20 protein-coding genes and 1 pseudogene are annotated in these 20,744 nt (G+C 46.2%); 6 read left to right on the top strand and 15 right to left on the bottom strand.

Annotated features, from left to right (window positions below):
* Positions 1–46: 46 nt before the first annotated feature.
* Positions 47–397 (bottom strand): hypothetical protein, encoded by a 351-nt coding sequence (locus tag IPJ71_04010; GenBank protein MBK7842849.1) that lies wholly within the window; start codon positions 395–397, stop codon positions 47–49.
* Between the two features lie 96 nt (positions 398–493).
* Positions 494–673 (bottom strand): PadR family transcriptional regulator, encoded by a 180-nt coding sequence (locus IPJ71_04005; GenBank protein ID MBK7842848.1) that lies wholly within the window; start codon positions 671–673, stop codon positions 494–496.
* A 609-nt stretch (positions 674–1,282) separates the two neighbouring features.
* On the opposite strand from IPJ71_04005, the gene IPJ71_04000 reads away from it, so the two are divergent.
* On the top strand, positions 1,283–1,462 hold the full coding sequence (locus tag IPJ71_04000) for a hypothetical protein (protein ID MBK7842847.1): 180 nt from the start codon (positions 1,283–1,285) through the stop codon (positions 1,460–1,462).
* Positions 1,463–1,555: 93 nt separating this feature from the next.
* On the opposite strand, the gene IPJ71_03995 is transcribed toward IPJ71_04000, so the two are convergent.
* Both IPJ71_03995 and IPJ71_03990 read right to left on the bottom strand, forming a co-directional pair.
* Positions 1,556–2,206 (bottom strand): methyltransferase, encoded by a 651-nt coding sequence (locus IPJ71_03995; protein ID MBK7842846.1) that lies wholly within the window; start codon positions 2,204–2,206, stop codon positions 1,556–1,558.
* Positions 2,207–2,236: 30 nt separating this feature from the next.
* Positions 2,237–2,986, bottom strand: a complete 750-nt coding sequence (locus IPJ71_03990; protein ID MBK7842845.1) for a hypothetical protein — start codon at positions 2,984–2,986, stop codon at positions 2,237–2,239.
* Positions 2,987–3,098: 112 nt separating this feature from the next.
* Between IPJ71_03990 and IPJ71_03985 the strand changes: the two genes are divergently transcribed.
* Positions 3,099–3,851, top strand: coding sequence for a hypothetical protein (locus tag IPJ71_03985; GenBank protein MBK7842844.1), 753 nt, complete (start codon positions 3,099–3,101; stop codon positions 3,849–3,851).
* A 57-nt stretch (positions 3,852–3,908) separates the two neighbouring features.
* Here IPJ71_03985 and IPJ71_03980 read toward each other — a convergent pair whose 3' ends face one another.
* From IPJ71_03980 to IPJ71_03940, 9 genes and pseudogenes are all read right to left on the bottom strand, one after another.
* Positions 3,909–4,496: a hypothetical protein gene (locus IPJ71_03980; GenBank protein MBK7842843.1), complete on the bottom strand. Its 588-nt coding sequence runs from the start codon at positions 4,494–4,496 to the stop codon at positions 3,909–3,911.
* The gene (locus IPJ71_03975; protein MBK7842842.1) at positions 4,493–5,458 is read right to left on the bottom strand and encodes a hypothetical protein; all 966 of its coding nucleotides are present in this window, start codon (positions 5,456–5,458) and stop codon (positions 4,493–4,495) included. The genes IPJ71_03980 and IPJ71_03975 overlap by 4 nt, the downstream gene beginning before the upstream one ends.
* 129 nt (positions 5,459–5,587) lie before the next feature.
* Positions 5,588–7,404, bottom strand: a pseudogene (locus IPJ71_03970) (ABC-F family ATP-binding cassette domain-containing protein).
* Positions 7,401–7,931, bottom strand: a complete 531-nt coding sequence (locus IPJ71_03965; protein ID MBK7842841.1) for a thermonuclease family protein — start codon at positions 7,929–7,931, stop codon at positions 7,401–7,403. The pseudogene IPJ71_03970 and the gene IPJ71_03965 overlap by 4 nt, the downstream one beginning before the upstream one ends.
* Before the next feature lie 135 nt (positions 7,932–8,066).
* Positions 8,067–8,705, bottom strand: a complete 639-nt coding sequence (locus IPJ71_03960) for a hypothetical protein (protein MBK7842840.1) — start codon at positions 8,703–8,705, stop codon at positions 8,067–8,069.
* On the bottom strand, positions 8,702–9,811 hold the full coding sequence (locus tag IPJ71_03955; GenBank protein MBK7842839.1) for a hypothetical protein: 1,110 nt from the start codon (positions 9,809–9,811) through the stop codon (positions 8,702–8,704). Before IPJ71_03955 ends, IPJ71_03960 begins: the two co-directional genes overlap by 4 nt.
* On the bottom strand, positions 9,796–11,127 hold the full coding sequence (locus tag IPJ71_03950) for a hypothetical protein (protein MBK7842838.1): 1,332 nt from the start codon (positions 11,125–11,127) through the stop codon (positions 9,796–9,798). The genes IPJ71_03955 and IPJ71_03950 overlap by 16 nt, the downstream gene beginning before the upstream one ends.
* Before the next feature lie 29 nt (positions 11,128–11,156).
* Positions 11,157–11,801, bottom strand: coding sequence for a hypothetical protein (locus tag IPJ71_03945; protein MBK7842837.1), 645 nt, complete (start codon positions 11,799–11,801; stop codon positions 11,157–11,159).
* Positions 11,802–12,124: 323 nt separating this feature from the next.
* Positions 12,125–12,880, bottom strand: coding sequence for a viroplasmin family protein (locus IPJ71_03940; GenBank protein ID MBK7842836.1), 756 nt, complete (start codon positions 12,878–12,880; stop codon positions 12,125–12,127).
* 152 nt (positions 12,881–13,032) lie between these two features.
* Between IPJ71_03940 and IPJ71_03935 the strand changes: the two genes are divergently transcribed.
* Positions 13,033–14,127, top strand: a complete 1,095-nt coding sequence (locus IPJ71_03935) for a VWA domain-containing protein (protein ID MBK7842835.1) — start codon at positions 13,033–13,035, stop codon at positions 14,125–14,127.
* A 58-nt stretch (positions 14,128–14,185) separates the two neighbouring features.
* A complete protein-coding gene (locus IPJ71_03930) occupies positions 14,186–14,575 on the top strand; it encodes a hypothetical protein (GenBank protein ID MBK7842834.1) in 390 nt (129 codons plus the stop codon).
* Between the two features lie 22 nt (positions 14,576–14,597).
* Here the strand turns inward: IPJ71_03930 and IPJ71_03925 are convergent, their stop codons facing one another.
* Both IPJ71_03925 and IPJ71_03920 read right to left on the bottom strand, forming a co-directional pair.
* The gene (locus IPJ71_03925) at positions 14,598–16,292 is read right to left on the bottom strand and encodes a hypothetical protein (GenBank protein ID MBK7842833.1); all 1,695 of its coding nucleotides are present in this window, start codon (positions 16,290–16,292) and stop codon (positions 14,598–14,600) included.
* On the bottom strand, positions 16,289–18,478 hold the full coding sequence (locus IPJ71_03920; protein ID MBK7842832.1) for a tail fiber domain-containing protein: 2,190 nt from the start codon (positions 18,476–18,478) through the stop codon (positions 16,289–16,291). The genes IPJ71_03925 and IPJ71_03920 overlap by 4 nt, the downstream gene beginning before the upstream one ends.
* 252 nt (positions 18,479–18,730) lie before the next feature.
* On the opposite strand from IPJ71_03920, the gene IPJ71_03915 reads away from it, so the two are divergent.
* Positions 18,731–20,197, top strand: a complete 1,467-nt coding sequence (locus IPJ71_03915; protein ID MBK7842831.1) for an AGE family epimerase/isomerase — start codon at positions 18,731–18,733, stop codon at positions 20,195–20,197.
* 111 nt (positions 20,198–20,308) lie between these two features.
* Positions 20,309–20,734, top strand: coding sequence for a hypothetical protein (locus tag IPJ71_03910; protein MBK7842830.1), 426 nt, complete (start codon positions 20,309–20,311; stop codon positions 20,732–20,734).
* Positions 20,735–20,744: the final 10 nt, after the last annotated feature.

Here is a 20,744-nt window from a genome sequence, read left to right as displayed (position 1 = left end):
AAGAGCGGCGTTTGAAAGCTGTCAATGACTAGAAATCCCTATGAAGTTAAAGTAAATTAATCGAATTAAAGCAAATCAGATTTCGGTGGCTCGCGATATTCATAATTTTGCCAATCTTCATATGAAAATTCGGAAGGGCGGATCCCAATCTTTTGAAGGTGTTTTTCAGCCATTGAATTTCAGCCTCCAGCATCACTGCTGTGCGCTCAAAGGTTAGGGCTGGCAACTCAAGCTTACGATCTCGGCACCATTTGAGTCGCTCATTGATGAACTCGACTCTTTCCTGGAGGCGCTCTAAAGTTTCAGATATGGCTTTTTGTCTATCAGGTTGATCTAACAGAGGCGGTGCATAAATTCCGAGATCAATTTCGCTCCTCCAGTGGGCAGGATTCGCCAAGTGTTTGTAACCTTCCTTTTTAAGGTCTGTAAACCAGGTTTGGTAATCGCAAATACTTTACGTGTTGGCCTCCACCTTCCTGTAATTTGGTTTTCACTAAACCACTTTTTCAAGCATTCGGAGCGAGTTGTAAATTGATGATCGCCCCAATTGTGTCCAGAATCGAAAGCCTCGATTGAATACCAATTTTTCAAGGTCATAGCCATGAACCTCTCCCTCTGAAAGAATGGAGAGCACTATAAAACAAGAATCAGGAAACGTCTTTAAATCTTTCATTGTTAAATTCCTCCCGCTAGTAATTGTAAGCTGCAAACTATTGTCAGAGTGCTAACGATGCCACCGACAAATTCAAATCCTAACAATCTGTTTGGATAGGTTGATTGGATCCACATATTCCAAAATCGCGGATACACTCGAATTGCAGCAAACAATAATCCAAGAATTACCCCTCCTGATATCCCATCGAAAGGAATGTGCGGACGTATCCATAAAAAGCCAAGAGTTAAGATAAACACTTCAATTTGAGTTCCAAGGAATTGGAAAAGCAAATACTTGCCCCTCGACGGCCATTTTCTAACCCAGGTTCAATTTTCTGAGCATCCTGATAAATACGGTCCACAAACGGATTTCCATAAATATTCCAACTACGACAAAATGAATCATGCCGATTATTAGTCCCAAAGTTAAAGTTTGAATGATCATAATTTCCTCCGTTTGTTACTAGTTCATGTATGGACTAGTAACTAGTACAGCAGTGAACTAGTGTAAAGTTTAAAAGTTAAAATTTGCGGACTACGACGCGCAATGCAATTATTTGCGTATCAGGTAAGTCTACCCGGTAGCCGGTTCGGCCCATGCGTTTGCAGATGTGATTATGAGAAAATAATGAATCAAATCCAACTTTTTGCCTCCCCTTGGCCGGCGATCATGACAAATGACAGTGAAAGCTTCGAGAAGAAAGGTCTGGATTTTAATGCAGCGGCTGGCCTGCAAGCCTTCGGTGATTCTGTTGTCCAAAGCCCGGGGCGGCGCCGTCAACGTGGCGCTGCGCGAATGCATGTTTGAAGATCCTGATCCTCGCCGTTGGAGTTTGGAACAACAATCAAGTGGGCCCGTTCAAGTGATTCTTATTTGCCGGTTTTGTCTGATTTCTGATTGTTACTGCGTCGATTCCTTAATCCCGATCCACATTTTTAAATAACGACCTTCTGGAAATTCCATGAGAACAGGATGGTCGGGTGATTGAGAGCCTCGAGCGATCCATTGGAATCTACTTTGGCTTTTCCGAGCTCCCCCGAGAAGAGCTTCTTGAAAATCTTCTTCAGTTAAAAGGCCTGAACAAGAGCAAGTGATAAACAAACCTCCTGGCTTTAACAGGCGCATCGCTTCACGATTCAACTTAACGTAGGCTTGTTTTCCGGGTCCGTGATCTTTTCGTGATTTGATCAGTGCAGGAGGATCACAAACGACAATCTCATAACTTTCTGATTTCGAGTTTTTAAGATCCTGCAAAATGTCTGATTTTAAGGTCTCACCAGTCAGCCCATTTTGATCCCAATTATTCTTGGTTTTCTGAAGGGCTCCCTCAGAGGCGTCTTGAGCGAAGAGACTCACTTTTGCGTCGGCTTGCGCGAGGGGACTCCCCAACTGAGTGCTCCATTGGCCCACGTAGCTAAAGAGATCTAACAGCCGCACCTCTCGTCCTCGAAACAGAGAAAGACAATAAGTTTTGGCCAAGGAGATATTGTGAGCTTGGTCGAGAAAAAAACCTGTTTTTTGTCCTCGAAGAAGGTCACAACTGAAAATAATTTTTCGCCATTTGTCTTTGCCACAGCTATTTCAGAACGCTTCGGTGTCCATCCTGATAGAGCTTTTTAGGATTTTCGGTTCTTCAGGTTGTAAGCCTTCAAATTTTCGCACAGCCAGATCATTGCGTATCACAATTCCGACCTGCTCCCATGAAAACCCCATCTCCTGACTCAATGTTTTCAGGCCATCAACCATTTGGGGCAGGAGAGCATGAGCGCCTGCCGTGTGGGCCTGGAGCACGAAGACCTGACCGATGCCATCTGCGAGCAGGAAGCGATCTACGATCAAGCCAGGAAGGTGATCCCCTTCTCCGTGTACGAGTCGAAAACTAAATTGATTCCAGCCCAGCTTCTTTCGCAGGTCGAGGCACTGCCTGAGGCGATGAATGACAAAATTATCATCAAAGAGGGGGTGAATGGGAACAGGTTTGCGAGACAACTCACGAAAAGCGATATTTGATTGGGGGTTTCCGTATCCATAGGCCAAAAATTCATTTCGAGAGTCTCGAAGTTCAATGGCCGAGCCAGGCTCGATCCCTTTTGGACTCTCTTGGAGCTCATTGGCCATGGCCCAGGGGTGGCCCATGCGAAATCGGTAGTCGGATTTGGATTTGAGATGCCAAACTTTTGAATCCATGGCCTTGCCTACCATGCTTGAATCCATATGACAATGGACCCAACAGTCCCATGAACCCCAAGAATCCCAAGACGCCCATCTGTCTTGAAGGAACTGAAGTTTATTCACAATCTTGGCAGAGAGAATCACATTTAATTCTTCCAACCTGTGAAATTTTTTCGACTGCATTGAAATTGATAGGGAAACGGGACCAAGCCCAACTAGCATTGGCTATTGGTGCAGGGGAAATAAAAACATGTTCATAAGGGGGTATCAGATGATTCGCAAGCTTTTGGTAGGTACGTTTGCTTTTTCCGCGATCTTGGCTGTTGAGGCTCGACCCGTTGATCCATTGGATCTTGAGAAAGTGAATGCCTATATCGAAAAGGAGATGAAAGAAAAGGGCCACGATATTCTGGTCAAAGTGACCCGAGGAGATCTTGACGATGTGGCGGGTCCAAATGGGACAGAGGAATTAATTACGGGTGGGAGAGCGGAGTTTCGTTGGGAGGAAGCAAATCCAAATCCTAGGGAAGCGGGGCGTGGCTTCATGGATTTAGCTCTCTATCAAGATCCCTCTTCCGGAAAAAGTCAGGTTTCTGCCTCAGCTGGTGTTTCGTTGGTGTTGCAAAATCCAAGAGAGATCTATTTGCAATTCGAAGAGACGGTAAAAAATGTGATTGATCATGTAAATAAGAACGGATTTTATCACCTCGAATTGTATAAAAATGAACTTGAGAATGGAAATGTCGACGTTGAAGTTATTTTGACTCCAGCCTCTCCCGAGGCTGTATCGGTTCTCTCCGGTAAAGTAACTGGAAGTTTTCCTAATTTGGAAAATGGGTCAATGAGTCTGGAAGGTGAGGGTCTATTCAGTCTCGCTTCGGCGCTTATCTCAAACGCCCAAGGATCCTTAACTAAGATATTCAATGCTCTCAAATCTCAGCGCGAGCCAACAGAAGGCGAATTCAAGGGCTTGGAAGAACTCTTTGAAACCATCTTAAAAGAACTCGCTCTTGTGGAGGAGTGAGTAAGGTGGAACAAAAACGGAGTTGATATAGATTCAAACCGTTCTTTGCTGTTCGCTTCACATTTCTGACTCAAGCACTTTGTGATCAGGGTCATTGCCGATACCTTCAACTTCTGATTCGGCAATGGCCAGTGCGAAGAGGATTCCCTCAAGGTTCTTTTTGGTGACAGGATTTTTGGGGTCTCTCATGCGGAGATGGATATGGGCTCGGAGACGGTTAAAAAGTGGTGTCAAAAGGTCTAGATTATTCAGAGCAATGGCGTGTCCGGGATCGAAGTCCACGGCCGCAGACCAGACGATTAAAATGGCGTCGAGATCGTCTTCTGTGACGAGGCTTTGAACTGACTTGATAATCTGAGCCAATTCCTTTTCGGCTAGTTTTTGTCCTGGCACATCAGGGTTGTATTTCATCTTTGCCAGTGATTCGCCAGTCAAGTTCTGTTTTTTAATAAGCTCTTCAATTCGAGAACGGACATCAAAGGCTTGTTGGCAGATTTTTGAGCAAGAGGGTTTTCTTTCCTTTGTTGCCTTTTTTGAAGAGGCGGTTCGGCCAAAGGCCCCCATCCCGGTCAGTGATAGGCAAAGGAGGACGATCTTTGAAGTTCTCAGGAAAGTATAGAACGTCTTTCGATTTAATGAATTCATTTGCAATACACTCCTACTAGTTGCCTACGCAATAGCGTGCTAATCGGACTTTTTCTACAAAAATCCGAACAATACCCGCCCCGGGTTCTTGTCTCAATATGTCCTGACCGTCCACCTTTATAAACTAAAACACAGCCAACAGGCGCATTGAATGCGTTGTAGCGGCCAATAGAATTTGTAAAGCCCGCTCTCTTTAAATGTCCTTTGGTGTGAGCTTCATAGGCGTGATTGCCCGGTAGGTAGTGTTTGGTCATTCCAGAGTCTACCAAAGCGTTTTTAACAGCCTGATAACACATGCCTTTTGAACGGTTTCCACACCTGATTTTTAATCCCGTTCGACGACGAACACTGCTGGATGTTCTGCGGCATTCGCGCGCTTCATTTTCAGTTTCTCTCAGGAATCGGATAAGGACGTCACTTCGCGTTCTACCGAGTGGACGGTTCACATTAATTGTGAGCCCCTTAGAAATTGGATTATGGTAACCGGCCCCATCCCAATCACCCAAATCACGCGGAATTGAACTCCTCAGGGCAGAAGCTTGGCATTGTCCGGTCAGGCAAGTTGGCTGGTCTGCTTCCAGGTCTTCTGGATTTTCCAATTCATATTCTTGATCTAGGTTGTCGCGTACCTCAGCATCGCTATCATCCTCGGCGGCAATAAGGCTGTCTTTGGGAACAAAACCCCTCTTGCCGTTGTAGTTAACCAGTGACCAATGACGGAAATTCTTTATTAAGAGGGCCTTTTTTCCCGGGATCATCCGACCAATGGCTCCTGAGCGAGGAGAGCCTCTTTTTCGCAATTTCTGAGAACTCGATACGGTCACCATTTCCTCTGATAGGGCACTGCCTGCGTAGAGCAGGAGGCTAAGGGTCAAGAGAGCGAGGAAGCCCCGGCTCTTGGGGAATTTCGGTTTTTCCGAATTCGAGTTTTTTAGCGAAAAATACACTTTCATGCCAATCATCACTGCATGCTTCGGTCCACCAAATAGTTAAGTAAAAACAATAAGTTACACGAACAACAAAAGAGCCAGTGACGATTTAGGCTTGACAGCTGAGGGGGTGTATCGACGGTTGCATGGGATTGGCCGTAGTTAGGTGCCGAGAGATTTAGCAGAGAGTTCGCTCCATCTCTGGTACTTTTCCTCTATTTTTAGGGCTACTTGTGCAAGCTCCTTCGAGATATCCTGGAGTTTTTTGTTATCTGAGGAAACTGAAGGCGACTGGGATAATTCTTCAAGGCGCTTTTGCTCGGTCTCAAGCTTTAGAATTGAGGCTTCCATGTTTTCTAACTCCAATTTTTCTTTGTAAGAAAGCCGCAATTTAGCGCCCGACGACGCTCCTTGGTCTTTGCTTTCTGCAGAAAAGCGGGGAGAGGTGACGGAGTCAGAGGAGTTTTCTTGGAACCAATTTTCCCACTGCCAGTAATCTGAAAATCGCAGCAATTGAGGGTCCGAGGATCCGGGTTTAGGGAAAGCCAAGAGTTCGTCTGCGACCGAATCTAAGAAAAAGCGATCATGAGTGACAAGAATAAGGGCCCCTGGAAACTCATTTAGAGCCTCTTCCAGGACGTTCAAGGTATCTGAATCGAGATCATTGGTCGGTTCGTCGAGTACCAATACCTGGGCTTCAATGAGCATCAGCTGCGCCAGCCGCAAACGGGCCTTTTCTCCCCTGAGAGTCGATGGGCAGGAAGTTCGGACTGGTGACCAAAAAATAGAAATTTATCAAGGTAAGACCGGACATGAATAAATTTTCCTTGGAAACTCACATAATCGCCCTGTGGACAGACATTTTTTAGAACACTGGCATTTGGATCGATGGTCTCTCGACTTTGCTCAAAATAGGCAATTTTTAAGCCCTCTGCGTGAAATACGGACCCGGAATCGGGATCTTGTTTTTTGAGTAGGATTTGAATCAGGGTCGATTTACCTGTGCCATTGTCCCCAAGAATGGCAAGTCGGGATTTTCGTCGAATCAAGACGTCCAAGTCAGCAAATAACTTTTTTGAACCATAAGACTTGTTAATTTTTTTTGCTTCGATAAGTTTTTGTGGTGATTTTTCGATTTCGCCAAAATCAATCTTCACCTTTTGGTGAAGATTCTTTTTTTGTAAATCCTGAACCGTTTGTTTGAGATCCTGGGCTGCATCGAGACGGGCAGTTTGCTTTGTCTGTCGAGCCTTTGCCCCTCTTCTCAGCCACTCCGTTTCTCTTCTTAAAGTATTGGTTAAGACTTTTTGGTGTCGAGCCAGTGCAGCGAGCTCAAGATCCTTGGTTTCTAAGTACTGGGCATAGTCCCCCTCTGCAATCAAGAGGTGATGGGGATTGCGAGGGTCGAGATCCATGATGCGATTCACGACTCGCTGGAGGAACAATCGATCATGAGTCACCATCAAAATAGAAAAGGAAGCCTGACGCAGAAAGTTTTCAAGCCACAAGATGCTAGAGATATCGAGATGATTGGTTGGTTCATCCAGTAACAAGAGTTCTGGGTCCTTCATTAGCTCTCGTCCCAGAGCCACCATTTTCTGCCAGCCTCCGCTCAAATCTTTAACTAAGAATTCATCTCCGAACTGGCTGAGTTTTAGATTTCCTATCCATTCAAAAGCTTTAGAATAGGATTCGTCTGGATCGGAGCCGGCACTGAGAAGTGAGGAGAGGATTGTCTCGCCCTCCTCAAAAATGGGAGTTTGTTCCAAGAAGCCAATTCGGAGGCCTTTCCGTTTTGTGACCCGTCCACTGTCGGGCGAGGCCATTCCGGCGATGATTTTCATGAGGGTTGATTTTCCAGAGCCGTTGGGGCCAACCAAGCCCGTCCGCTCACCTTCATTGATACCAAAGCTTATACCGCCAAAAAGATCTTTGCTCGCGAAGGATTTGTGAAGATCAAAAACGTTCACAAGGATCATGGCATATATTCCTGTCTATTTTTACAATGTTTGGAAGTCGGTTTTCTAAAGCAATAGGGAGAAACCGAGGCAGGTTCCCGCCAAAGTCCCTTTTTTTCTGTTTTAGCTAGAGTCATGTTCTCAGTGTACCTTTTCTTTGAATAGAGGGGGGAGTCCCACGCCATGCCTGACAGAACCATTTCTCTTCCAACGTCAAGGGGGCCTAAGAGAATTCGGCAAGTGTGGCGATCAAAGCTCATCCCCTCGCATTCGAGGTCCACTTTCTTATCCTTGATCAATTTTTCGATATGCGCTTGAGCTTCCTTGCCGAAGGGCTGTTTGATCTCAGGGGCGTCAATGCCTGCAAGACGAATTTTTCTGGTTTCTTTGTCAGAAATTTTCACGCGACAGGTGTCTCCGTCATGGCAATTAAGGGCCATTCCGCTCAGTTTTTCGATCGGCTTTGGTTTGCTCGCAGACCGAGCTGCGCTCGCGAGATTGAATGTAAGGATCAATAATAAGGCCAGAAGCAAGCGCTGTGTTTTCATGTTGATTGCCCTCATAAGAGTAAGAGTGGCTCATTTTATCGAGCTTGGTCTCAATGTTCAAGCCGCATTGTATGCGAGAAATGTGCTGGGGTCGATTCTTTGATTGTTGGATGACTCGATGATTTGATTGCTCGATTACTTGAGGGCTTTGGCGATGGCGTCGATTTCTTCAGTTGTGAGGTTAACCAGATTGTTCATAGTCACAACATTGGCAATGGCATCGCGAATCTGTTGCGAGGTTCTACCGCGTTTTGTGCTTTGCCCCAAGGCCTTGTGACAAGAGGCGCAGTAGCTTGCGTAAAGGGCAACTCCATCGACAGGCGGAGGAGGCTCTCCCTGATCCTTCTTAACCTGGTAACTCAAGGAAAAAATATCTGTACCCCCATCCTCATATTTCACCCATAGAGATACGGTGAATTCTCCTTCATTGCTACATCGAAAAGTGGCAGATTTCAAATTAGGGGCTGTTTCTTGTGTGCAAATTTTAGAGCCATCGCCAAACTGATGATCCCAAATTGCATCAACCCAGGGTTTGAGAAAACCTCCGTAAACGAAAATCACATCCTGATCCGCATTTATTTCGTTTCCCGATAGTGACGAAAAGATCGGTATCGCTGGGTTAGGTTGAAACAAATCAGAAAAATCAGGAACTTTCGAATCCTCTGAGGACTGATCATGCCAAGCTCCATTGAGAGTACAGCCCTGGTGAATGGATATCATCAAGCTTGTGATCAAGATCAAACAAGGAATAATGAGATCCCTATTCCTATTCATCGGCCAAGAAACTCCGGGCTCGTCGCGACTCTCAAAATGAAATCCTTTACTTTGAAGTCATCTTCTTTGAGGCCTTGATAAAAGTGCTCCAGATCTGGAGGCAGGGCTTTGTCTGCCGGCAATCCGAACAGACGACCGACAATTCGCTGGGTCGTGCACTTGCTGAATTCATCGCTCTCAGCCAAACGGCTTCCGTAATCCTTGAGGTTGGCGAGTTCGTAGCCGTGAAAAATGGGTTTCGCTCCAGAAACTAACAAGTCAGCCACGGTGGACGCGACTCCAGTATCAGTTACGGTAATTTCTCCAGCCTGAGGATTTGGATTCGGATTGGTATTGAATTTTCCCTTTCGATCAAAGGCGTAGAACAGAGATGCTCGGGGATTCATATTTCGATGGCAGTCGTAGCATTTGGGAACACAGTCAGTGCAATTGAATTGCTTCACCGTGGTTGAGAGTTGCTCTGGAGCAAGTCCCGTGTCTACTTCGTCGGGATAGGCGCGACAGGCAAAGGCCTTGAATGCCTTGGATGTTCTCCGAAAATTAAACGCACTCTGCCATTTTTCCAGAAATCCTTGAGTGGTCAGGGCCCCTGCGGCGTACATCTGAGACTGGCTCTCCGAAGAAAAGGAGGAGCATTGAACTTTTGCGAAACTGTCGTCAACGCAGTAATCAGCTAAAAGGAGCTGTCTGTAGTCCAAGTTATTGACGATCAGATAAGTCGCTAAGTTTGCAGGTTCGCTGTAATTGATTCCATTGGCTGTGCCCCCCATTTCAAAATCATTTATCGCGAGTGCTAGAGTTGAGGCCTTAAAATCTTCAGAGTTGAGAGTCTCTTGAAGGACTTTTAAAAAGCCCTCTTGAGATTCTGCGAGCTTTAATTCGTCGTCCGAGGGCAGCCTTCGAACCAGGGTTATTTGGAGATTTTTTAAGGCCTTGATTCTTTTTTCGCTAAGTGAGCGAGCGTCCAAAGGTGCTTCGGAGGGCTCGATGATCTCATGTGCATAATATCGGTTGCAACCGGAGGCGAGCAAAATAGGAAGAAATATCAAATAAAATAATTTGATTCCCTTTATTACTTTAGCTTGCGTGCCTATCCGATCATGCATTTAAACACCTTCTTAAGGTCAAACTCTGAATTTCCCAAAAGAGCGTTTGTCGTGTGATAGACGCCTTCGTTGGTGACGGTTTTGTTCGGCGTGGTTTCTCCTGTTGCCAAGTCAAAACCGTGGGCCATGCCCGCGGCATTTCCAGTTTCGCTAAGAGTGAAGCCTCCATAGTATCCGCCGCGAACTCGCTTTCCGATAAGCATAACCCCCTGAGTCGCTCCGTCACTATTGTCTGCGCCGACGGGACTAATTCCACGAGTGAATTCTGAGCCCACAACAATGAGTGTGGTGTCCCATAGTGTTTCAGCCTTCGTGCTGGCCGGCTCAGGAGTCTTTTTGAGATAATCAATTGTCGCGGCTAAGATTGCGGCCATTTCTGATGGGAAGTCCGGGTTTGCTCCAATTGATTGAAACCCATGCCAATCCCCGGTATTGATTGCGATAAGACTTGAATTAATCAAATTTAGACTCATTGCTTTGAGTGTCATTGCCAGAGATTTTGCCGAATCGGCGTAACCTGCTTTTCTTCCGGTTGTCAGGCCGGAAGGGATTCCGTCGAGATTTAAAACGGAACTGAAATCAGTTGTCATAAGGGAGACGGCCGCACTGTGATAATTTGCCACAGGAACAGCATTTTTTTGTGCTCGCTCCAAAAGAAGCGCTTGCTTTCGTGACAAGTCCCTAGACGCTTTTGCAATAATATCCGCTTCAGATTCTGGCACGAGGAGAGTTGGCTTCTTGAAGTAATCATAAAAGGTGGCGGTATTGACTTTTTGTAAATCCGGTTTTCCAAGAGTGTTACTTATGACGCCATCGCCGAATTGGACTCCGCTCATCAATGAAAAGGAGTTGTTTCTGCTTGTCACCTCAATGATCGGTGACACTTTGTTTATTCCACCGCCGCCCTTTCTATAAGAAAATAGATCAGTGTGCCCATCCTCATTTGCGATGCCTTGAGTGATGGCAATATTCCCAGCGTGGGGTGCGAGTGCTGCCGTGCTCGTATTGAGATGCAGATTATTTCCTGCGTCGGTCAGTGCATTGCCTGAAAAGGGGCAGTTAGGGTAGCGAGGTGTCGAGAGACTTTTGAATTCCTTACCTGTGCCCAGATAAATGAGTGGCACGCCAGCTCGCAGTCCAATTTCAATAATTCTTGTTGGAGATCCCGATTCCTGCGCGTCTGCCAAGGGCAGATATTTTTTCGCTAGGCGTTGTGCGACTTCAAGTGAATCCAGAGGAGCCAGACCTGTTGAAACAAGTGCCAGGCTTGCCTTTGTGATAAACTCTCTTCGAGAAACATAAGATTTTTTACTCATTTGATTTCTGCCTTATTCATTTATTCACATTACATAATAGTCAAGGACTCTAGGCTGCCCGCAACTGCAGCGCAGGCCGCGACCGCTTTCTTGGTTTCATCTTCAAAATTACTTTGAAGACTCTTGAGAACAGAAACTTCTACTAATTCGGGGTGTCTGCCCGTGAAGGTGAGATAGAGATAGTCATAATTATCGACCCCAAGAGGAAACAGCCGATCCTTGACGGCGGGAGTTTTTAGAGCTAACTGGCAGGCGTTGATAAATAGCTCTGTTGTAATTCTAAACTTCGTTGGAGAGCAGGCTGAATTTCCGAGGAGTCCCTTGTTCAGATCTGATTCGCCCAAATCAGGGCGATATTTTTTGATGTAAAAACAGTCAACTGCTGTTTTTCCGTCTCCACAGGAAATATCTTTTTTCGTGACACCTTTGCTGTCAACTATGGGAATGTCGCCACTGCTGATATCAAATTTCTGCTTGATGACGTTTGACAAAGTGGACGGATCAGAAAAACTGCATGAGTTTAAACTGTCTCTAAATGAGATTGAACTTTCCGATGTTTCAAGCAAGGTTTTGGATTTGAAGCCGCTGGGTGCGCAGGCAACTCCATAGCCTGTCAGGGCACTGAGAGTGACAATCGCGAACAGTAGCATTTTGTATCTTAAAATGGCTAACATCTTAAGGTTTCTCCGTACTTATTTGAGCAAAAGGCTCATGTCTTAAATTCGATCCCACCAAACCCACTCGATCTTATTATAGATAGAGCAAGTCTTGGGCCAACTCTAAGTATTCAGAGATGGAGATTCGATTCAAGAACTGGTCAGCTGTTTAAAAAGAAAGCACTAGAAATGACTACAAAAAAAACGGTAGTAAAATGGCTGTTTGGTGAAGTCTCAGGTTTTTGCAGTCAATTCAAGACTTTCTCCGCCACCTTGAGTGGCATCTTTAGAGCCACCTTGAGTGCCACCTTGGGGGCCCAACTAAGCTCAAAATTCATTCTTTACAGGTTGTCTAGGACGCTGGGGTCTAAGCCCCAGACGACAACAATTTCTTGTTCATCTTCTCGGGAAGTGGATTTTTTAAATTTAGCCCCAGAGCGACCCTTCACTTGTGATTCGCACTCCGGCCAAGTTTTATGCCTCTTCAAGCTGCCGTTGACATAGCTGAGGTAGGAGTAGGCCGGAGACTTTTCTGTTTTTGGTTTCATTGGGGGGAGAGAAAGATCGTCGGGAAGGTCGTAGATCGCGGTGGGATAAGCCAGCAGGGTGCCTTTAAATAAACCGGGGTTTTTCTTTTTTGAAAAACTCACAGCAATCTCATCGCATCGTTCGTTGCCCGGAATTCCTTGATGGCCTCGAAGGTATTTCCATTCCACCTTTCCTTGTGCAAGTCGGGCTCTGACCTCTTGATCGAGATATTCCCATAGGTCTTTGTTGGCAACGTCGGCGCCCTCGGCGGTGATCCAATTCTTTTTTTTCCAACCCCATATCCACTGTGTGATTCCTCGAATAACATAAGTGGAATCCGTAAGGACCCAGAGATCGCCCGTCAAGTTCTTAATTTTTTGGAGCCCACGCAGAACTCCAATCATCTCCATTCGATTATTTGTGGTAGAGGGATTGTGTTCGCCCAGTTCTTCGACTTGTCCATCTGGGGTCACTATGATTGTGCCAAATCCACCGGGGCCAGGATTTCCGGAACAAGCCCCATCTGAAAACAGAAGTATGGTATTTGAGAAATCTAGATTTCCGGTCATTGTGTCAAACCTCCTCTGTCTATTGGATCCATAAATATGCAGCATCCTGTCAGCATGAACGCAGAATTTACTTAAAAAACTCTGGACAGCAGAAGAGGAGCCTAATTATCATCCCAATAAAGCTGGCTCAGCATAATTCAGGGAGACAACGGATGTCTATTGCAATTCGGATTCAACTGTTGAACTGTGTGGACCTTTTCCGAACGAGTTTTTCTCCAGCCAATTTATTAGCTCGCAAATTGTTGCATTCGAAATTAATTTGCACGGTAGTTGCCTTGGTAGTTGTTTTGTCTTTTGGGGGCATTGATCGAGCGGGAGCTGCGGCCGTCAGAAAGATTCTTCCAAATGGCAAGGTGATCGGAATGGATCGACTGCCGAACAAAGTGAGACTTGAATATTTCGGGCAAGCGACGGACATTCTTTTTGTAATAGATGATTCTGGGAGCATGTCCCTGATACAAGACGAATTGAAGAGAAACTTTAGTCTCTTTTTGGATCAGCTAAATTCGTTGGCGCACTATCACATAGGTGTGGTCACAACCTCATGTGATACGCCGGAAAAATGCGGTTCTTTGGTCAACGGATACGTGACTCCAGAGACTCAAAATAGGGCTGAAGTGATTTCAAAAAATCTCTCTGTGGGCGTCGATGGCTCCTCGCGAGAGACCCCACTGGACTCATTGCAAGCGGCAACCTCAAAGGCGAAGTCGGACGGTTTCAACAAAGGATTTTTGCGTGACCATGCGGCCTTTCTCACCGTCATTGTGACAGATGCCGAGGATCAAAGCGCAATTGGCGGGGACGAGCTCGCCAGGAATCTTTTAGCTCTTAAGGCTGAGTCGAGTGTTTATGCTCACGGGATCATGGTGACAGCAAACGACAATGTCTGTGCACGAGATGATTATTTCGCCAAGGCCATTAAACTGGAGTCCTTCATTGTCGATTTGATGAAGGGCTCAACTTCTTCGGTATGTTCTCCTTCTTTTGGCCGGGAACTTGCTGATATTGCTAGGAAATTCACTGGTCTGACTTCGCGACGGGTCCCTTTGATGATGGCACCCAAAGAGCCATCTCTTCAATTGTACGTCAATGGGGTCGAATTACGGCGAGGCCTGCCGGAGGAAAGCTGGATCTATTCTCCTCTTGAAAATGAGATCATAATAGGAGAAAGAGTGGACTTGTCTTTGGTTTCTGAGCACAATCCGATTTATGTAGAGTTTATTCCTGCTGCTGAGAAATCTGAATGAGTTTAGAGTTTAGAGATTAGAGATATGAGAGAGAAGCTAGAAAAAAAAGGAATTTAACATGAAGGCTTTATTTATTGCAGTTTCATTTTTTTTGCCGATACTCATTGCTGTTGCTCAGACTGTCGATGTGAAAGATGTCGACAGTGCCGGTGCAGAAGACACCACAATCGAAATCCGAAAGGGCAAGGCTGGCGAAAAGAAGAACAATGCGGAGTGGGAATTGGCAGAAGGCACCTCTGACGTTCAGGGAGAGGGAGCTGCCATGAATCGCGAAGCAAAGAAAAACTGGAAGAAAGCCTGTGATGATTGGAAAGTCGAATTCAGAAATGACAACAAAGAAAATAAGATCATTTCTGTTAGTTGTGGAACACCGACTTGCTCAACCGAATCCGGGACCGTTACCTGCAGTTCGACTGCAACTTACAAAGTAAAATCTAGGCTCAATTGAACCTGCTGTTGGTGAATTGGTTCTATTGAGACCTTACAGAGATGGCCTGTGCAGCCCATGTTTCGCCTCCGAGGTTAGTGAAGCTTGCATTGTAAGAGCCGGCTGCACCGACAATTCGATCTTGTGAGCAGTTGGTATGAAGAGAGGATCGTTGTGTGTGACCGGGACCACCCGTTCCCGTTCCCTGGTAGATAACTGCTGAAAATATCATTTGGTTTGCGGAAGTTGTCGTCATGTTAGCGGTCGTTGCATTGGCACCGCTGCCAGTGGTCTCAACGACTTGGTCAATTGGACTGGATGTGGCGGCTCCAGAATATTCATGGCACGAAATATCTTTGGAAGCATTGAATGTTGAGCTGAGGGTGGCTGTTACGTCAAGGCCTGAGCCCCCGTTTATATTGGCTGCATACCAAATCTCTTGCCTATAGCCTGCAATTGAGCCGGTGCCGGTAAGGGGTCCCGCCGCTTTGGCGTATGTATTGCCGTGCGTGTCGCTGATGCTTGAGACACTTTCGGTTGCGCTATTGTAACTCAGCCAGCAGATCAAAAGGTTTGATTGATTCGTCGATGAGGTAAAAGCTCCTGTCGAAATTGTATTTGTATTTGCCGTGATAGTTTGTTCCTGTAGCTGCCTAAAAGCGATTTCTGACGGACCCATTTGAAACCAATTTGTCCCATCGCATATCCTGTAAGTATTTTCTGAAAAATGAGAGGTGCCTGCGGTTGTTCCTGAACAGGATCCTTGACGAGAGCCTTTCATGCTGATCCAGTTCGTTCCATTGCAATATCGGAGATCACCTGACGAATAATTGATCGTACCTGCTGTCGTGCCGACGCAGCTAGCTCCCGTAGAATGACTGGTATCGATCCAGTTTCCACTGCTGCAATACTTGATTTTACTGTCTCCTGAAATCCACTGCAATTGGCCGCTGATTCCTGCGGGTGAGGAACAAGTTGACGAGGGTGCTCCTGAGGGTCGTACCTCAAAGGCAACATAAGTTAATTCGGCAAGGCCAGCTCCAAAAGGGTCAAAGTTTACAGAGACGGCTGTTGCAGCGGTCGCAGTATCCGCAGATTTGTAAACAGACATTGTCGAGATCTCACTGGGATGATCAGCCGCATCTTCGACATCCGAAGAAGTCGGGAGGCCAGTAGCATTCCAGTCCGTGACAACACCAAAGGCCCTTGAATTATCAACTGTCGACAAATAAAGAGTGGATGTCACGTTATCACTTGTTGCCCCTCCCGAAAATGAGGCCCCTATTGGCTGAAGTAGGTCGTGTCCCGTGACAATGTACACCTTAAACGAAAGACGATTAGTTCCTCCATTTTGGGAGGTCCGCCGAACGCTCACTGTCATGCTTGTGCTAGTCGCAGTGCTGGCATACCAGGCGCTCGCATGTCCACTTTGGGAGGTACCCGAACCCGGATCCGCTTCGCCGATTTTGTGCCAAGAGAGATTTTGTGTGTCCGTAACAACGACAGAAGTGTCGGCAGTTGCAATGGCATCAGCGCTGACCATAACCAACAAGAGTGCGTTGGCTGGAGGAATAAAGCTTCCCGTTGTGAGGTCAATAAAGTTCGCCTGAATAGCCGAAACACGAGGAACTGAGGAGTCATCCACGCTGATGACAGCATTGGCGGTTCGAGTCGCAAAGGACAGGAATATGATTATCAATAAATCAATTATCAAAGTGTATTTGGGTGCTCTGATCATTGATTAATTCCCAATTTCTTTTCGAGTTCTTCAAACCGTCTTTCTAGATTCTCAATTTTATTTTTTAGATTCGTATTTTCATTTTTGAGAATGGCTAGTTCTTGAGTTTGTTGTGAAGCGAGCATTTCATTGGCTTTGCACATTTCGTAAAGTTCTTTTGCTGATTCAATCAGAGGTGCGATCAAGTACAAATATTTGACACCTTTATAACCCGTGACGGGGTCTGTTCGGACAGCATCAGGAAATATTTTTTCAACTTCTTGAGCAAGAACCCCGGCATCAGACTGGCCTGTGCTTTTCCAGGTATATTTTAGTCCCTGTAGCCGCAAAACTGCGGGCAAACCTTCGATAGGCTGAATATTTGTTTTTAATCTCACATCTGAAGTTGAAATAAAACTAGTGGCCTTTACATTGCCGATGACTTCAAGTAGTTCGCTCGGAGTCGTGGTCCCAATACCGACGTTTCCGCTGCTAAGGATAGTCATTTTTGCCGCATCACTGGGCCCTATCATAAGTGAGTTGGCGGTTGAATTGGACACGCCTATTCCAAAGGCCGCAGCACCCGATCCAGACACAGTATTGCCATCGCCAAACGCAATTGCAGTTGAATGTGATGTCGTGTTGCCTCTGCCAAAAGAGACGCCTCCAAGGCTTGAGTTATTGCTGTGACCCACGGCTGTCGAATTTGTATTATTTCCCGCCGAATTTCCTCGTCCAATTGCAATTGCGCCAGTCGCGGAGGTAGAATTGCCATTTCCAATTGAGACGGAGTTAGTCCCTGATTCGGCTACTGTCACAGTGCCCACAATATGAAGCGCGGTGCTTGGAGTCGAAGTCCCAATTCCGATCTCGCCCGTGTTAAGTATCGTCATCCGGCCTGCGTTATTGGTGGAAATTTTCAGTGGATGATTTGTGAGCATTCCAATTTCGCCCTCGGAACCGTTGACTATTTGAAAGCTCTCAACGCTCGCGCTGCTATTTCGGATTCCTATGCCTGATGGGCCTGTGTTTGTGAAAAGTGTTTTGACTTCCGTGAGGTTCGTCGAACCGTCACCAGATCCTACCTGCAACAAGTGATGTATGGTGGATGGTCCCCCAGTTCCAATTCCAACAAGGCCCGAACTATTAACAGTCATTCGGGTCGTGTTATTTGTGAGAAGGCTGACGGAGTTGGCGTTTGTTGATCCTAAGCTCACCGCTCCCGCCTGGCCTCCATTGACCACAAATCCACTTGTCGAGGCTGGCGTGAAACGAACCCAGCCTCCCAAGCCGCTGTTGGCTGTCGTGTCCCACTTCAGGGATTCACCGTCAGCAAGGCTTGCAAAGTTCGCAGCGTCGATTGATTTGCCACCAATTTTGCCGTCGGAATAATTTTTATTGACGGCATAGTCGCCGCCGGCCGGAGCGTCTAGCACTCTCACGCCTTGTCCCGCGCCACTCAGGTTAAGCACCCCGCTCGAAACAGGAAGATCCACACTTTTCGCAAAAACAGTTGACGTGCCACCAGCCAAAGCCAGGAGTTCGGTATAGGTCGCATTTTGAAAAAGTGAGTTTGCGTTTGCCTGGCTGAGTGCAGATGTCGTCGTATTGATCTGCAAAAAGTCACTCTTGCCTTTGCCCTCGAGTTTTGAGGCGTAAAGGGCGTAAGGGACGCTCTGAACAATTTGATCCTGCAAGGCAACGGGGCCACCACCCTCGTCAAAAGTAACTCTGATTCGGCGACTATCGCCAGTTGAAGGAGAATAAGAACAGGGCCCAGCTCCAGTGAATGTTCCCGTATTTGAGAAAACTTCTTTTGCAGAATAGGAGGGGCCAATCGGAGTTCCAGTGCCCAGAGTGAGAGCAAAAGAGCCGCCTGAGCTCGCCATGTTAATCGTATGGGTTTCTTCAAAAAGAAGACAGGCACCATCGGGACTGTACACTTCGATATCAAACAAAACACTCACTGCTTCTAAGGGACTGTTGTCAGGCTTCATGATACGGCCTTGATAAACGAGCCCAGAGGGAGCTTCACTCGCCAGTGAGGTTGAGAAACTCAGTGTGCCAGCGAGATTAAGCGCGATGAGATAGGAGAAAAGACGATAATTTGGGTGGCCAATCAGCAAACGATCCATTTTATATTCCCTTTCAGGAACCATTGGCTTTAGTTCAATTCTCTGAAAAACTACCTCTCTATGATAAGACATCAGCACCCTACGGATGAAATTAAAAATTCTAAAGATCTTTTCTAAGACGCCTTCTTCTCAAATCGAATCGTCGATCGCACTCGATGTAATCGAAACTGAGATTTCTTTAGCTATCTGGTTGCGAGACTGTTGAAAATAATTATACGAAGCGAAGTTTCGCTAACCAATAAAGTTTTCGTCTTAAAATAATCCATTATGATAATTTTGATTTTTGTGTTCTATCCTTGATCTGTAAAACAGGGGGGTGTGATTTTGAGTGGGATCAAATGGAAATTGGGCCTCGTACTTTTTGGAATGCTTTCTGTCCTGAAGTCAGAGGCAAGAGATCTGCCCTTTTTTCATCTCCTCAACAGCGGTGGGGAGTTTCATCGAAATAATTCTCAACTGGATTGGACCAATTCCGGTTTATGGAGAAAAACTTCTCAGCAATCAAATGATTTTTTTATTCGTTACTCCTGGGACAAGGAGCTGGGGTCTTTTGCATCCGAAATTGAAATGGACGGATCTCGAATGAGCAATACCAGACATTTGATTGCTTCAAGTCAAATGCTCTATGGTTTGGCTTACGGGGTCAATTGGAATCAACAGACGAGAGAGACTGAAATGGCACGTAGGCAGGGCAAATTTGTTCTCCAAAAAATGATCGTTGCGAATGACCAAGGACCTTACTTCAAAGTTGCGGTCGATCACAATGGCAATGACCTTAACAAACAGAGATCGCTCTCAGCCAGCGAACAGGCCGAAGGATTTTTCGGACTGGTGGCTCTTTACTCTAAAACGAGGAATCCCACCATCTTGAGGCGAATTGATGTCTTGTTTGATTCCTTTTACAGGAGATTTCATGACGACCAAAATCTGGGATTTTTTGATGATTTTGACCTGATGACAGGGAGACCTCTCTTGCCTGGAAGGGAAGTCTCGAACAAGAGTTATGGATCAACTGTGACCGTCGCGACATCTTTTTTAATTGATTTGGCTCAGTTGAATACGCCTCGCCAAAGGCATTATATCGCGATCATGGAAGAGCTTTTGGACATTGTCGCAGACCACTTTATTGACACCGAAACGGGATGGATAATTGAGAATTTCACCTCCGATTGGAGGCCTGCCTGGAGGGATTGGCAAGTTCAGAAAGTGAAGGCGAAAGACGGCGGAGATAGCAGCTCAAGGGATGTGAGTGTTGGGAGGACAGGTCATAATTATGAAGCGGCCTGGCTCTTGATGAGAGGAGCGACGGAGTTAAAGTACATTTCCGCAGAAAAGAAAGCCAAATACTTGGCCGCAGCTCGCGTGATTTTGGTTTCGATGCTGAATTCAAATTCCCTTGATCAGGAACGGGGAGGGGTTTTTGATGCTTTTATTCGGGAAACGGATTCTCCAATGTGGCATCAAAACAAAGTGTGGTGGCAGCAGACAAAAGCCATGCTGGCTTTGGCAAAAGCGATCTCTGTGGGCCTTTTCTCAGAAGATGGCAGCGAGGAGCTCGCCAGCCTTGCGTTGATTCAGCTCGATAAGATTGTGAGGTTCTATTTTGACCATTTTGTGGATGAAAAAAACGGGGGAGAGTTCTCAGTTCTTAGCCGAGAAGGTGTGCCCATCGCCGGTGAGCCCAAGGGTCAAAGAGAAAAGGCGAGTGGCCACAGTGTGGAGCTTTCTCGGTTCATGTCTGAGTACTTAAAGCTGATCAAGGCCCAGTATCTGACAGTGATTGGGAATTGAAGGCTCAGCGCCAAGAGAGTAACATCAAAGAAAATTGCGCAGAGAGCTAAGTCTCGTATCTCTTCGAGCCGACTTGCCCCTCTTGCTCTGTCTTGTTAATTCTAGATCTCTATGGAAACAGAAAGAATTCGCCCTTCCTTTCAGCAACTCTACATGGATTTGGCCCATAAGCTCGCGGAGCGTTCGACCTGTCGGCGACTTCATGTGGGCACTGTCATCACGAGCACGGATTTTCGAAAGGTTCTAGCCGTTGGCTACAATGGAAACGCAACGGGTCTTGAAAATGGATGTGATCGTGATGAGGCGGGCAATTGTGGCTGCCTGCATTCAGAGGAAAACGCGGTCATTAACTGTGATTCTCCACGCTTCATTGAGAAGGTGGCTTTTGTGACTCATTTGCCCTGCGTGGGTTGTGCGAAACGCTTGATTAACATGGGTGGGCTTAAAAAAATATACTTTGCGAAAGACTACCGTTCTCAGGAATCATTAAAACTCTTTAGTATTGTCGGAATCGAGATTGAGAAGTGGCAAGTTTAGTTTTTTGTCT

Source organism: Bdellovibrionales bacterium (genome assembly GCA_016714165.1).
Lineage (GTDB): Bacteria > Bdellovibrionota > Bdellovibrionia > Bdellovibrionales > UBA1609 > JADJVA01.
This window is presented reverse-complemented; position numbering and strand designations above follow the sequence as displayed.

What these genes read in the sequence shown, in the direction of transcription:
- IPJ71_03930 (MBK7842834.1), top strand. Translation starts at nt 14,186, where the DNA reads ATGAAGGCTTTATTTATTGCAGTTTCATTTTTTTTGCCGATACTCATT.
- IPJ71_03940 (MBK7842836.1), bottom strand. Translation starts at nt 12,880, where the DNA reads ATGACCGGAAATCTAGATTTCTCAAATACCATACTTCTGTTTTCAGAT.
- IPJ71_03950 (MBK7842838.1), bottom strand. Translation starts at nt 11,127, where the DNA reads ATGAGTAAAAAATCTTATGTTTCTCGAAGAGAGTTTATCACAAAGGCA.
- IPJ71_03935 (MBK7842835.1), top strand. Translation starts at nt 13,033, where the DNA reads ATGTCTATTGCAATTCGGATTCAACTGTTGAACTGTGTGGACCTTTTC.
- IPJ71_03965 (MBK7842841.1), bottom strand. Translation starts at nt 7,931, where the DNA reads ATGAAAACACAGCGCTTGCTTCTGGCCTTATTATTGATCCTTACATTC.
- IPJ71_03945 (MBK7842837.1), bottom strand. Translation starts at nt 11,801, where the DNA reads ATGTTAGCCATTTTAAGATACAAAATGCTACTGTTCGCGATTGTCACT.
- IPJ71_03975 (MBK7842842.1), bottom strand. Translation starts at nt 5,458, where the DNA reads ATGATTGGCATGAAAGTGTATTTTTCGCTAAAAAACTCGAATTCGGAA.
- IPJ71_03925 (MBK7842833.1), bottom strand. Translation starts at nt 16,292, where the DNA reads ATGATCAGAGCACCCAAATACACTTTGATAATTGATTTATTGATAATC.
- IPJ71_04005 (MBK7842848.1), bottom strand. Translation starts at nt 673, where the DNA reads ATGAAAGATTTAAAGACGTTTCCTGATTCTTGTTTTATAGTGCTCTCC.
- IPJ71_03955 (MBK7842839.1), bottom strand. Translation starts at nt 9,811, where the DNA reads ATGCATGATCGGATAGGCACGCAAGCTAAAGTAATAAAGGGAATCAAA.
- IPJ71_03980 (MBK7842843.1), bottom strand. Translation starts at nt 4,496, where the DNA reads ATGAATTCATTAAATCGAAAGACGTTCTATACTTTCCTGAGAACTTCA.
- IPJ71_03960 (MBK7842840.1), bottom strand. Translation starts at nt 8,705, where the DNA reads ATGAATAGGAATAGGGATCTCATTATTCCTTGTTTGATCTTGATCACA.
- IPJ71_04000 (MBK7842847.1), top strand. Translation starts at nt 1,283, where the DNA reads ATGAATCAAATCCAACTTTTTGCCTCCCCTTGGCCGGCGATCATGACA.
- IPJ71_03920 (MBK7842832.1), bottom strand. Translation starts at nt 18,478, where the DNA reads ATGTCTTATCATAGAGAGGTAGTTTTTCAGAGAATTGAACTAAAGCCA.
- IPJ71_03910 (MBK7842830.1), top strand. Translation starts at nt 20,309, where the DNA reads ATGGAAACAGAAAGAATTCGCCCTTCCTTTCAGCAACTCTACATGGAT.
- IPJ71_03985 (MBK7842844.1), top strand. Translation starts at nt 3,099, where the DNA reads ATGATTCGCAAGCTTTTGGTAGGTACGTTTGCTTTTTCCGCGATCTTG.